This window comes from Deltaproteobacteria bacterium, assembly GCA_016178705.1.
Lineage (GTDB): Bacteria > Desulfobacterota > Binatia > HRBIN30 > JACQVA1 > JACOST01.
The window spans coordinates 39,214-51,887 of sequence record JACOST010000009.1 but is presented as its reverse complement, the minus strand read 5'-3'; the positions used below and the strand labels follow the sequence as shown (position 1 = coordinate 51,887).

9 protein-coding genes are annotated in these 12,674 nt (G+C 64.9%); 6 read left to right on the top strand and 3 right to left on the bottom strand.

The annotated features are described in order from the left end of the window. Positions 1-323: 323 nt before the first annotated feature. Positions 324-2,066: a sigma-54-dependent Fis family transcriptional regulator gene (locus HYR72_04495; protein ID MBI1814213.1), complete on the bottom strand. Its 1,743-nt coding sequence runs from the start codon at positions 2,064-2,066 to the stop codon at positions 324-326. Between the two features lie 136 nt (positions 2,067-2,202). Between HYR72_04495 and HYR72_04490 the strand changes: the two genes are divergently transcribed. Further along, entirely contained in the window at positions 2,203-3,234 is a 1,032-nt protein-coding gene (locus HYR72_04490; protein MBI1814212.1) for a zinc-binding dehydrogenase, read from the top strand. A gap of 141 nt (positions 3,235-3,375) precedes the next feature. Next, positions 3,376-6,627 (top strand): AAA family ATPase, encoded by a 3,252-nt coding sequence (locus HYR72_04485; protein MBI1814211.1) that lies wholly within the window; start codon positions 3,376-3,378, stop codon positions 6,625-6,627. A gap of 120 nt (positions 6,628-6,747) precedes the next feature. Here HYR72_04485 and HYR72_04480 read toward each other — a convergent pair whose 3' ends face one another. Further along, positions 6,748-7,662, bottom strand: coding sequence for an SMP-30/gluconolactonase/LRE family protein (locus HYR72_04480; GenBank protein MBI1814210.1), 915 nt, complete (start codon positions 7,660-7,662; stop codon positions 6,748-6,750). Between the two features lie 164 nt (positions 7,663-7,826). Between HYR72_04480 and HYR72_04475 the strand changes: the two genes are divergently transcribed. The 4 genes from HYR72_04475 (at position 7,827) to HYR72_04460 (ending at position 10,928) form a co-directional block, all read left to right on the top strand. Beyond that, entirely contained in the window at positions 7,827-8,111 is a 285-nt protein-coding gene (locus HYR72_04475) for a DUF433 domain-containing protein (protein ID MBI1814209.1), read from the top strand. Beyond that, positions 8,111-8,464 carry a DUF5615 family PIN-like protein gene (locus tag HYR72_04470; protein MBI1814208.1) on the top strand — a complete coding sequence of 118 codons (354 nt, stop codon included), beginning with the start codon at positions 8,111-8,113 and terminating at the stop codon, positions 8,462-8,464. Before HYR72_04475 ends, HYR72_04470 begins: the two co-directional genes overlap by 1 nt. 182 nt (positions 8,465-8,646) lie before the next feature. Beyond that, entirely contained in the window at positions 8,647-10,041 is a 1,395-nt protein-coding gene (locus HYR72_04465) for a M20/M25/M40 family metallo-hydrolase (protein ID MBI1814207.1), read from the top strand. 248 nt (positions 10,042-10,289) lie between these two features. Then, positions 10,290-10,928 (top strand): nitroreductase family protein, encoded by a 639-nt coding sequence (locus HYR72_04460; protein ID MBI1814206.1) that lies wholly within the window; start codon positions 10,290-10,292, stop codon positions 10,926-10,928. Here HYR72_04460 and glpK read toward each other — a convergent pair. Continuing rightward, entirely contained in the window at positions 10,918-12,384 is a 1,467-nt protein-coding gene (glpK, locus tag HYR72_04455) for a glycerol kinase GlpK (protein ID MBI1814205.1), read from the bottom strand. The two genes, HYR72_04460 and glpK, sit on opposite strands and share 11 nt — an antisense overlap. Positions 12,385-12,674: the final 290 nt, after the last annotated feature.

Below are 12,674 nucleotides of genomic sequence, written 5' to 3'. Positions count from 1 at the left end.
GATGAGGGTAATGGTGAAGACGGTCTCGTCATGCCGGCGGGAACCCTTAGCCCCGGATCAGCGCGCCCGCGTCCGTGCTTGTCGGCGGAGGGGGGGGGCAAACGAAGCACGAACGCGGGCGGCAGCTCTTCGGTCACAAATCCTACTCCGATGCTTGCGAGCGCATGCTCCGTGCCAATGGGTCGGGACAATCGCGTCGGGGATCGGAACGCCTCAGCCCCCTTTTCTCAATGCCTTTTTGGAAGAGCAAGGGGGTTGCCGATACCGGCTGTCTCGCCGCTGCGCATCAGCAACGTCTCAGCATGTCTCGGGCGAGACACGGGCTACTTGGGATCGACCTGGAGTTCCGAGAGCCGGCGGTAAAGGGTCGCGCGACTGATTCCCAGCAGGCGAGCGGCTTCGGTACGATTGCCCTTGGCGCTCTGGATCGCCGTGAGCAAGCGCTCGCGCTCGTCGATTTCAGGGATCACTCCAAAGCCGGCCGCGGCGATTTGCGGGACTGGCGGCTGCGTCAACTCGGGAGGCAGGTCGGTTACGTCGATGACGGATGTTTGACAGCGGATGACGGCGAATTCAATCGCGCTGCGCAATTCGCGCACGTTGCCGGGCCATGCGTACTGCATCAACTCGTGCATCGCGGCGGCGCTGACCTGCTCGACCGGTTTACCGGTGGCTGCACCGACTTGCCCGAGGAACGAGCCGACCAGCAGCGGAATATCTTCGCGTCGCTCGCGCAATGACGGCGGATGCACGCGGGCAACGCGGATGCGGTAGAGCAAATCGGGCCGGAAGTCCCCGGCGGCGGCTTCGGCGCTCAGGTTGTGGTGGGTGGCGGCGAGGACGCGCACGTCGACCTTGCGCGGCTTCGACTCACCCAGTCGCGTGATCTCGCGCTCCTGCAGCACGCGCAGCAAACTCGTCTGCACGTTGAGCGGCACGTCACCGATTTCGTCGAGGAAGATGGTCCCGCCCTCGGCCGCCTCGAACACGCCCTTGTGATCCTCGAACGCGCCGGTGAAGGCGCCACGCTTGTGGCCGAAGAGCTGACTGGCGAGCAGCGAGTCGGTGAGGCCGGCCGAATTCACCGCGATGAAGGGCTTCTCGGCGCGATGGCTGGAGTAGTGGATCGCGCGGGCCACCAACTCCTTGCCAGTCCCGGTCTCGCCCTCGATCAACACCGTGCTGTCCACCCGCGCCAGGTCACGGATGAGTTGGTACATCTGCACCATCGGCGTGCTCTTGCCGACGAGGTCGCGGAACTGCGCCTTCTCGTCGAGCAAGCGGCGCAGGTCGTGGACTTCGGACACGTCGTAGAGAAAGAAAATCTTGCGCTGCGGATCGCGCGGATCGTCGACGACCTCAACGTCCAGAAAGCAGCGCCGGCGCGCGCCGGTTTCGATGCACACCGGTACCTTCGTACGGTGCGCCGGCGCGCGCGCGGCCATCGCTCTCAACTCGGCCGCATCATGCGCGGAGAACGGCAGGCTCCGCTCCCATGGCAGCGCCAGGTTGCCGGCGTCGCCGTCGGCGAGTAGTCGGCGGGCGGACTCGCTGAGAAAACTGAGCGAGCCATCGCGTTCGGCAATGGCGCTACCGACGCGTAGCGCGTTGAGGATCGACAGCAGGTCGTCGCGGCTGTGTTCGAGTTGCGCCAGCACCGCGGTGATCTGCGCCTCGGCGCGTTTGCGCTCGCTGAGATTCTCCACCTGACGCTCGGCGATGCTCAGCCGCACGTTGAGGCGGCGGACATCGACCGGTTTGGTCAGATAGTCATCCGCCCCGGCGGCGAGCACGGCGTGCAAGTCGTCGGGCTGATCGCGCGTCGTGCACACCACGATGATGCTGTGGTCACCGAAGGGCGTCGCCCGCATCTGCCGGCACAGTTGCAACCCGTCCATACCGGGTAACAGCCAGTCCATCAGGACGAGCGGATAGGTGTCGCCCTGATAGACGGCCCATGCGCTCTCGGCGTCGGCGAACGCCGTGACCTCATGGCCGCGCGCGCGCAGGATTTTCTCGATCACCGCCCGCGTCGCCGCATCGTCCTCTACGACCAAGACCCTCATGCGTGGCTGCCCTATGCCCTCTCATACTGCATTGCGACACCTATGGGAAAGAGTGCCGGTGCTCGCCAGCTCGCAGAGCGGATCGAGTTGTGGCACAAGCGACGAGTAGGGTTGCCGATCGAAAGGAGACTCGCCGATGCGTGCCGCGGTGATGCGCAATTCGAAGCTGGTGGTGGACCACGTTCCAGATCCGGAACCGCAGGAAGGAGAGGTGCTGGTCAAGACACTGGCCTGCGGTATCTGCGGCTCCGACCTGCATGCGCTCAAGCACGCCGACAAGATGGTCGAGATCGCCCGCGAGACCGGCGCGCTATTCGTGCTCGACATCACGCGCGACATCGTCATGGGGCACGAGTTCTGCGCCGAGGTGGTCGACTACGGACCCAACACCGGCGGCGCGGTGCGCGCGGGCGATCGTGTGGTGTCGATGCCGATCCTGTTCCGCGGCGGCCGCATGGAAGGCGTCGGCTACTCGAACGAAGCGCCGGGCGGTTACGGAGAGTTGATGACGTTGTCGTCGGCGATGGTGCTGGCCGTGCCCAACGGCCTGGCGACCGAGCACGCGGCGCTCACCGAACCGATGGCGGTCGGAGTCCACGCGGTGAACAAGGCGCGCATGGAGAGCCATGATGCGCCGTTGGTGATCGGCTGCGGCCCGGTGGGGTTGGCGGTGATCGCGGCGCTCAAGCTGCGAGGGGTCGAACCGATCGTCGCGGCGGACTTCTCGCCCCTGCGCCGCGCGCTGGCCGAGCGCATGGGTGCGCACGTGGTCGTCAACCCCGCCGAGCGGCGCGCCATCGATGCTTTCAACGAAGCGGCGAACATGCGCCCCGCGGTCATCTTCGAGTGCGTCGGCATCCCGGGTCTGTTGCATCAGGTGATGCGCGAAGCACCACTCGGTGCGCGCATCGTCGTTGCCGGCGTATGTATGGAGGATGACCTCATCAAGCCGATGCTCGGCATCAACAAGGAACTCAATCTGCAATTCGTGCTCGGCTACACGCCGGAGGAATTCGCGCAGACGCTGCAAGCGATCGCCGATGGCCGCATCGACGTGGCGCCGATGATCACCGGCCGCGTCGGTGTCGACGGCGTCCCGGGCGCATTTGACACGCTGGCCAAACCCGACACCCACGCCAAGATTCTGGTGGAGCCGTGGAGGACGTGAGATCGTGACTCGTGCTCGTGACTCGTGTTCGTCGTTTACGAGCACGAGTGACGAACACGAGCACGTCAGTGCGCCGCACCTTGGCGATCGTGCGGGATCGGTCGTTGGCCTTTGACTCGCGTGTTGTCCTAAAGTGCCCACGTGCAACTCGGAGAAAGCGGACACTGTGAGGCGTGCGGAGCCGACAACGGCGTCGAGGCGCGCTTCTGCAGCCGGTGCGGCGCCAATCTCGGTGCGACACCCGGGGCGACACCGGCGGCGCGTGCGGCAGCCGACGCCGAACGCAAGCAGGTCACCGTCCTGTTCTCCGACCTGAGCGGCTACACGGCACTGTCGGAGCGCCTCGATCCCGAGGAGATCCGCGAGATCATGGCGGGTATCTTCAGTCAGGCCGCCGAGATCATCGGCCGCTACGACGGCCACATCGACAAGTTCATCGGCGATGCCGTCATGGCGCTCTTCGGCGTGCCGGTCGCGCACGAGGACGACCCCGTGCGTGCCGTGCGCGCGGCGCTCGAGCTGCACGAGGTCGTGCGCGCGATGTCGCCAGCAGTGGAAGCACGCTCCGGAACAGCGATCGCGCTGCACAGCGGCATCAACACGGGCCTGGTCCTGACGGGTGAGCTTCAATTTGGTCAAGGCACGGCCGGGCCGCTCGGCGACACGATCAACCTCGCCTCACGACTCATGAACGCCGCGCCGAGTGGCGAGATCTGGGTCGGTCCCGAGACGCGGCGCCTGGTCGCGCGCGCCTGCGAGCTGGAGGAGCTCGGCGCGCGTGAGTTCAAGGGCAAGGCGGAACCCGTCGTCGTGGCGCGCGTGCTCGGCACCGCATCGCGCGCCACCCAAGCGAGCCACTTCCGCGGGGCCTTCGTCGGTCGCCAGACCGAGCTCGGTGCGCTGCTGGGCGCCGCCGAGCAAATGCGCGACGGGAGGCCGTCCGCGTTCGGGATACGCGGCGATGCGGGCACGGGCAAGACACGACTCGTCGAGGAGTTCCGCGCGAAGGTCGGCGACGACGTGCAGTGGCTGGAGGGCCGCGCCTATCCCTACGCGCAGAACATTCCCTACGCGCCGATCATCGATTTGCTGAGCCGTAGTTGGGCGATCGAGGAGACCGACCGCCCCGCGCAGGTTCGCACCAAGCTTGAGGTCGGTGTCGTGGGTCTCGTTGACGCTACCGGCGAAGTCCTGCCCCTGATCCTGCACCTGTTTCAGCAGGAGCAAGCGGACGGTTTCGTGATCGACCGGGAGGTCTTCCAGGAGCGACTGCTCCATGCCGTCCGGCGGCTGCTGGCCGCGCTGGCCCAGCGAGCGCCCACGGTGGTCTGCCTGCAGGATCTACATTGGGCCGACGCTTCCACCGTGATCCTCCTGCGCGGGTTGACCGAAGACCTGCGCATTCCCGTGCTACTCGTCGGCAACTACCGCCCAGGCTACACGCCGGGCGCCGGCACGCAGGTGCTCGAGCTGCGCGAGCTGTCATCGCGACAGACTGGCGAGCTGCTGGCTTCGCTGCTCAAGGCGGAGCCGCCCGCGGCGTTGCGGACCTTCATTGGCGAGCGCTCCGATGGCAACCCATTCTATGTCGAGGAGGTCGTCAACTCGCTGATCGAGACGCACGTGCTGACGCGCGCCAATGGTGACTGGACACTGGCCCGTCCGCTCGCGGAAGCGGCCGTGCCGGCGACTGTGCGCGGTGTCATCGCTGCCCGCATCGACCGTCTCGACGAGCCGCGCAAGCGCGTGCTGCGCGAAGCCGCCGTCGTCGGTCGCGAGTTCCTCTACTCCGTCGTCGCCCAGGTCACGCAGCAGGCCGACCAGCTCGCTCCCAGCCTCGAGCACCTTGAGGCCGTCGATCTGATTCGCGCGCACAGTCCTGAGCCAAATCTCGAATACATCTTCAAGCACGCGCTGACGCAGGAGGTTTCCTACGACGGCCTGCTCAAGTCCGAACGGCAGAAGCTGCACGAGCGCGTAGCCTATGCCATGGAGGGCGTGCTCGCCGAACGCATCCCGGAGTTCTTGGAGACCCTGGCGTACCATTTCTTGCGCGGCGGTGTCACCGACAAGGCGATCTACTACTTGGGCGAGGCGGGCCGGAAGTGCATCGCTCGCTATGCGCTCGCCGAGGCTACGAGCCACTTCCGCGAGGCCTACGCGCTCATTGCGGAGCGCGAACGCAGTCCGGAGGAGAGCCGCGTGCTCGCGGAGCTGATCGTCGCGTGGTCGCAGGTACACTACTACCTCGGCACGATCCGCGAATGGCTGCGGCTGGTGGAGAAGCATGTTGAGGACGCCGAGCGCTGCGGCGATCCGGCGGTGCTCTCCCTGTATTTGGGTTGGTTGGGCAACGTCCAAACCTTCCACGGCGATCTACGCGGCGCGCTCAAGAGCATCGAGCGCGCGCTCGAAGTGGGTCGATCCGCGGGTGCCCGGGACGCGGTCGCACACGCGGTGGCCTGGCACACGCACACGCTACTCTTTCTCGGGCGGGTCGGTGATGTCATTCGCTCCGCGGAGTCGCTCGATCAGAGCGAAGAAGAGAAACGCAACGCCCCGTACCCTCACTTCAACGGCCACGCCGGGCTCACGTTCGCACTCAACCACTCGGGGCAGATGTGCCGGGCGCGGGGCATCGCGGAGGAACTCGTCGATTTCGGTCGTGCCAGCGGGAACAGCCGCGCCGAGTCGGTCGGGCAGTGCGAGCTGTCCTTCTACTGGCTCTTGAACCTCGACTTCGAGCGCGCCGCCGCGGTCGCCCAGATGGGGATGGACGCGGCGAAGGATCCGACGTACCGTACCTTCAACGCGGTGTTTCGGGCGCTCGCGTTGGTAACCGATCTGCACTTCGAGGAAGCAGGCCGCTTGATCGACGATGTGCTCCCGTATCTGCAGGAGAACGAGAACTACTGGTTTGGTCAAGCGGCAAAGACCGTCCGGGCGTCCGTCGATCTCTTATCTGGTCATTTGTCGAGCGGCATGCGTGGCGTGTTCGACTCGATTCGGAGCTTCGGTGAGCATGGTTGGGAGCCGGCGGTGCATACCACCGAGACCTTCGTCCTGGTCGTCTACGTCTACGCCGCGCGCCGGGACATCACGCCACCGTTGGGAGCCCTCATCCGCAACCCGTGGTTCGTCTTCACACAGGCACTCTTCGCCGCGCGCAAGGCGCGCCGGCTGATCGAACGACTGCGCGCCGAGGCGAACGAGAGGAACCTGCGCGGCATGCATGGCCTGATCGATCTGTGCGAGGGCCGGCTGCTCGCCCATCAGGGCAAGAAGGCGCAGGCGCGCGAGGTGCTCGAACGCATCCGCCGCCGCCTCGCCGAAGCCGGCGTCGAGCACGTGCCCGCACCGGTCGCGGCGCTCGCGGCCGAGATCGAAGGCTGACGACGAGGCGTGGAGGTCGTGAGATCGTGACTCGTGAAGCGTGAGTCGTGAGTCGTGATTGTGCGGGACACACCTCTTGGAGTCCGACGATTCACGATTCACGAATCACGATTTCACGGCTCACCAATTCAACTTCAGCCCCGGCCGCGGCCATTGCATCGACACCAGCCGTCCGCTGCTCGACAGCGTGATGTAGGCGGTGCGTAAATCGGACCCGCCGAAGCAAATGTTGGTGGTCAATGGATCGCCGGTGGCGATGTGCTCGATCGCGCTGCCGTCGGGTGAGATCACCGTGATGCCGCCGTTCACCAATGTCGCCACGCACACGTTGCCGGCGCTGTCGACGGCGAGCGAATCGAATAGTTGAAATCCGGGCAAACCGGCAAGCAGCGAGCCGCCACCGGGACCGAACGACATCCCGCCGGCAATTTGTCCCGGCGCCGCGAGGTCCCATACCCAGACGCGGCCGGTGTGGGTCTCGGCGGCGTATAAGCGCGAGCCGTCGGGAGACAAGCCGATGCCGTTGGGCGCATCGAGCGGGAAGATCATTTCGCGAATCAGCGAGCCATCGGGCGTCGCGTAAAAGATCCCCGTGCGATCGCGATCACGTTCGCGCAATTTGCCGTGATCGGTGAACCAGAATCCACCCGCGGCATCGAAGACGATGTCATTCGGCCCGCACAACGGATGACCGTCGCACTCGGTGTAGACATCCTCGACCGTGCCGGTCGCGAGATCGACCCGCTGGATGCGGCCGCCGCCGTAGTCGGATGGCTGATTGCCGGGAAACGTCAGGCCACCGATGTCGTGCCATTCGAAGCCGCCGTTGTTGCAGATGTAGACCTTACCGTCGGGTCCGATCGCCGCACCGTTTGGTCCGCCGCCGCAGTTGGCGATGACGGTGATCTTCCCGTCCGGCGTCACCCGCGACAAAGTGCCGCGTCTGATCTCGACCAGCAGCACGCTGCCATCGGGCATTGCAATCGGCCCTTCAGGAAATTGCAGTCCGCTGGTGATCTTAAGCAACTCGGGCATCGCTGTTGTCCTCCTCGGGTACCATTCCTAGTTGCGATGAAGAACTGGATCAACCGGTCCTAACTAAACCGGTGCTTGACTGCGGCGATGCGGCGGCCGTAGGCTCCCTCTGGCCGGAATCGGAAGCGGCGGAACAGGAAGACGGATTCGAGGAAATGATGCCGATGCCCAGATCTGCGCTCAAAGTACAGCACCCCCACATTACGAGCCGGAAGGATTGTTGCGGAGGAAGTCCGGTGATCGCCGGAACAAAATTTCCGGTTCGTTCCGTCGTGCACTACGTCTTGCGCCAGGGCATGACACCCGAGGAGCTGATCGCGGAGTTCCACCATCTCAGCCTTGCGCAAGTGTATGACGCGCTGTCTTACTACTACGACAACCAGAGCGACATCGATCGGGATCTGGCGGCGAATACGGAGGATGCCGTGCGTGCCCAGTTGGGCCGCTGATGGCGGCGATCCGCCTGCTCATCGACGAAGATGTTCATCTGTTGCTCTCGGAAACGCTGCGGCGGCGGGACTTCGATGCGCAGCATGTCGTCGAACTGAAGCGAGGCGGACTGAGCGATCCAGAGCAACTCGCCTTCGCCGTCAAGCAGCGGCGCGCGTTTCTCACGCACAACATCCGCGACTTCGTGGTCATCGACCGCGCGTACCGTGCGAAGGGAGGGACTCACTACGGCATCCTGGTCTGCGATCACGTGCCCTTACGTGAGTTGCTTCGGCGGACGTTGCGCTGCCTGGGCCGGAAGTCGGAAGCTGAGATTCACAACCAGCTCGTCTGGCTTCAGGACTTCAAGTGATGGACGTCGGCGCATCACGGTGTTCATCGACAATGAAGCTTGGAGATCTCCTCGCGATTTCTCGCTCATTCCTCCTCTCGGCGTTTCCGCGTCTGCGGCCAGGTCATCTTCTGACGCATCAAGGCTGGTAAGCTGCGCACCACCTGGTAAGCTGCGCACCACCTTTGATACAGTCCGCGGCCATGCGCACAACACCGATTGCCGTCGCCCTATTCACCGTTTTCTCGCTCTCAGCCTACGCGAGTGAACTCCCGCTGTCGCCACAGCAGAAGCGCGTACGCGACATCTACCAGGAGTTGATCGAGATCGACACGACGCATTCGACCGGCAGCACGACCACTGCTGCGAAGACGGTGGCGAAACGGCTGCGGGCGGCGGGATTCGCGGCGAAGGATGTGCAGATCCTCGGGCCGAAACCGAATCGCGGCAACCTCGTCGCGCGACTGCACGGCAGCGACGCCAAGCGGCCGTTGTTGCTGCTCGCGCACCTTGATGTCGTGGAAGCCAAGCGCAGCGATTGGAGTGTCGATCCGTTCAAGCTGCTCGAACAGGATGGGTTCTTCTACGCTCGCGGCTCGCTCGACGATAAGGCCATGGCGGCGATCTTCGTCGAAATCATGCTGCGGATGAAGCAGGCGGGCGGAAAGCCGGATCGCGATGTCATCTTGGTGCTCACCGCGGATGAAGAGGGCGGCCCCGACAACGGCGTCGATTGGTTGCTCAAGAACCATCGCGACCTCGTCGATGCCGAGATGGTGCTCAACGAAGGCGGCGGTGGCCGTATGCGCAGCGGCACGTATCTGCTCAACGGCGTACAAGCGAGTGAGAAAACCTACACCAACTTCCTGCTCGAGGTGAAGAACAAAGGTGGCCATAGTTCCCTGCCGACGAAGGACAACGCGATTTACCGGCTGGCCGCCGGGTTGGGGCGATTGGAGAAGTTCGAGTTTCCGGTCGAACTCAACGACGTCACGCGCGCTTACTTCGAGCGCAGCGCAAAGACCGAGTCGGGGCAGACGACTACCGACATGCTCGCGCTCCTTCAAGATCCTCCCGACACCCAAGCAATCGCGCGCCTCTCGGAGACGCCCTCCTACAATGCCCTCATGCGCACGACCTGCGTCGCGACGCGGCTCGAAGGTGGCCATGCCGACAACGCGCTGCCGCAGACGGCGCGCGCCAACATCAACTGCCGGGTGCTTCCCGGTCACAGCATGGATGAGGTTCGGCAGACGTTGATTGGCGTGCTGGCCGACGATCAGATCGGCATCACGGAAACGGAGCCTGCCAGCGCTGGCCCGGCTTCCCCGGTCGACCCGGCGTTGATCGCGGTCGTCGAGCGCATCACCGAGTCGATGTGGCCGGGAGTGCCGGTGATCCCGACGATGAGCACCGGCGCGAGTGACTCGCGCTACTTTCGCAGCGCCGGCATCAACGCCTACGGTGTGTCGGGCATCTTCGTCGATATGGACGACGTGCGCGCGCACGGCAAAGACGAACGCGTCGGAGTGAAACAATTCTACGAGGGCCAGGAATTTCTCTCGCGGCTGGTGACGGCGCTCACCACGGCGCCGTAGCGCAGCCGCGTTGGTGATGTTGCGTGAGCGCCTATCACCATCGGTAGCCGAGAGAGAGTGTCGACAAACAGGGGGGACGGCCCTTCGAGACGGCCCCGAAAAAGATGGGGCCTCCTCAGGGCGAGCGGAAATGTTCTTTGAAGACAACAACAGAACCGTTCGTCCTGAGGAGCCGCCGTCTTTGTGGCGGCGTCTCGAAGGACGTGCCTCGATAAGAGGGGACAAGGTCCTGAGGAGAAAGAATCATCATGGCCATCGACCTGTTTGAAGCGATGCGAACGATGCGGACGATCCGACGGTTCGAGTCGCGCCCGATTCCCGCTGACGTGCTGACGGAGATCATCACCGCTGCCACGTGGGCCTCGAGCGGTAGCAATAGCCAGCCGTGGGGTTTCCTCGTCGTGTGCGATGCTGGGCTCAAGCGCTCGCTGCGCGATCTCTATCTCGCGCGCTTCGCGCTGGCGGAGAAGGTGTACCGCGCCCTGAATCCGCAACAGCAGCGCATGATGCGCGGGGCACGCCATCTCGCTGAGCATCTCGATGAGGCGCCGGTGCTGCTCTTTCCGTGCGTGGACAAACACCGCTATCCGATGATCTTCGACGAGCGCGGCGAGACGCGCGACCCGACCACGCTCTACGCGTCGATCTTGCCCGCGGTGCAGAACCTGCTCCTGGCAGCGCGCGCCCACGGCATCGGTGGCTGTCTGACCACGATCTTGCGTTTCGCCGATGCCGAGGTGCGGGAGCTCCTCGCGATTCCCGATCACGTGGTAACGACGGTGATGATTCCGCTCGGGTACGCGCGCGACAAGTTCGGTCCGGTCGTGCGACGCGCAGCCGCCGAAGTGACGTATCTCGATCGCTGGGGTGAGCCGCTCACATTGTGAGGCGCGCGGCGGCGATCGCCTTCTTCCACGCCTGGAATCTACCTTCGCGTTCGTCGGTGCTCAGGCTTGGTTCGAAACGGCCACCCGAGCGCCAACGGTTGCGCAACTCATCGACGTTCTTCCACACGCCGACGGCGAGGCCTGCGAGGTAGGCGGCGCCCAGCCCTGTCGCTTGCACGACGTGCGGACGCTCGACCGCAATACCGAGGGTGTTGGCCAGCGCCTGCAGCAAGAAATCATTCGCGGCCGCGCCGCCGTCGACGCGTAGTACGTCGGGCATCGGCGTAGCGGCGTCTTCGAGCAGGGTCTCCAATACCTCGCGGCTGCGAAAGGCAATGCCTTCGAGCACCGCGCGGACGATGTGGGCGCGCGTGCTGCCGCGCGAGAGTCCGCCGATAACCGCGCGGGCGTTCGGATCCATGTACGGTGTCCCGAGTCCTTGGAACGCCGGCACGGCCCACACGCCGGCGCAGTCGGGCACGCTCGCCGCCAATGGGCCGCTGTCGGCCAAGTCGGCGATGATGCCGAGCCCGTCGCGCAACCATTGCACAGCGGCCCCCGCGGTGATGGCCGTGCCTTCGAGGCAGTACGGACGTTGGCCCGCCGCGCGGCTGGCGAGCACGAGCGGATAGGCGCCGCGTTGCGACAGCACGGGGAAATCGCCGACGTGAATGTCGGCCATGGCCGACGTGCCGTAGGTGATCTTCACGCTGCCCGGCTCGGTGTTCAGCTCGCCGAACATCGCCGCCTGCTGGTCGCCGGCGATGCCGGCGATCGCGACCGCGGCCGGAAGCAGCGTCCCTTTCGTGCGTGCGAACTCTTCACTGGAATAGCCGATGCGCGGCAACATGCGCGCAGGGATCTGCAACGCGGAGAGCACGCTCGCATCCCAGCCGCCCAGCGCAAAGTCGTAGAGGCCGGTGCACGACGCGTTGGAGTGATCGGTGACGTGCGCGCGCCCGCCGCTCAGCTTCCACACCAGCCATGTATCAATGGTGCCGAAACATAACTCGCCGTCATCGGCCCAGGTGAAACCGTCTGGGGTGTGCTGGAGAATCCATTCGAGCTTGGTCGCCGAGGCCATGGTGTTGGTGTAGATGCCGTGGTCGAGGAGTTCGTTGACGCGCGCTGCCGTGCGTCCGTCCTGCCACACGATCGCCGGGCTCACCGGCCGGCCGCTGCCGCGTTCCCACACCACCGTGGTTGCACGCTGGTTGGCCACGCCGACGGCGGCCAACGCGGCGACCGCGGCGCTGCCGGCCCGGTTGAGCGCGTCGGCGACCACGGTTTCCACCGCTCGCCAAATTTGCTCAGGATCGTGCTCGACGAGTCCGGGTTGCGGATAGCTTGGCAGCACTTCGCGATAGGCCGAGCCAAGCAGCTCACTCTGATCGTTGAAGAGCAGGGCGCGCACCCCGGTGGTCCCCGCGTCGATCGCCAAGACAGTCGCGTTCATGCCGGCCATCCATAGCGCGGCAATGGCCGCCGGGAAAGCGAGATTGCTGGGGGGTAGTATCTTAGTTTGAGCGCAACGGAAGTTGTCATCGCGAGGAACGAGTGACGAAGCACTCCCGGTTCCCTGTAGGGGCGACGCATGCGTCGCCCGCGAATCGACGTGTCCACCACGACGAAGAAACACGGAGGGCGATGCATGCATCGCCCCTACGCCTCAGAAAAGATCGCCTATTGCGAGACACGACACTAGCAAGTAGGCCGCAGTGCCAATCTCAAACTGAGACACCAATT

Excerpts from the sequence above, each read along its gene's own strand:
- HYR72_04495 (MBI1814213.1), bottom strand. The coding sequence starts at position 2,066 with ATGAGGGTCTTGGTCGTAGAGGACGATGCGGCGACGCGGGCGGTGATC.
- HYR72_04490 (MBI1814212.1), top strand. The coding sequence starts at position 2,203 with ATGCGTGCCGCGGTGATGCGCAATTCGAAGCTGGTGGTGGACCACGTT.
- HYR72_04480 (MBI1814210.1), bottom strand. The coding sequence starts at position 7,662 with ATGCCCGAGTTGCTTAAGATCACCAGCGGACTGCAATTTCCTGAAGGG.
- HYR72_04475 (MBI1814209.1), top strand. The coding sequence starts at position 7,827 with ATGCCCAGATCTGCGCTCAAAGTACAGCACCCCCACATTACGAGCCGG.
- HYR72_04470 (MBI1814208.1), top strand. The coding sequence starts at position 8,111 with ATGGCGGCGATCCGCCTGCTCATCGACGAAGATGTTCATCTGTTGCTC.
- HYR72_04465 (MBI1814207.1), top strand. The coding sequence starts at position 8,647 with ATGCGCACAACACCGATTGCCGTCGCCCTATTCACCGTTTTCTCGCTC.
- HYR72_04460 (MBI1814206.1), top strand. The coding sequence starts at position 10,290 with ATGGCCATCGACCTGTTTGAAGCGATGCGAACGATGCGGACGATCCGA.
- glpK (MBI1814205.1), bottom strand. The coding sequence starts at position 12,384 with ATGAACGCGACTGTCTTGGCGATCGACGCGGGGACCACCGGGGTGCGC.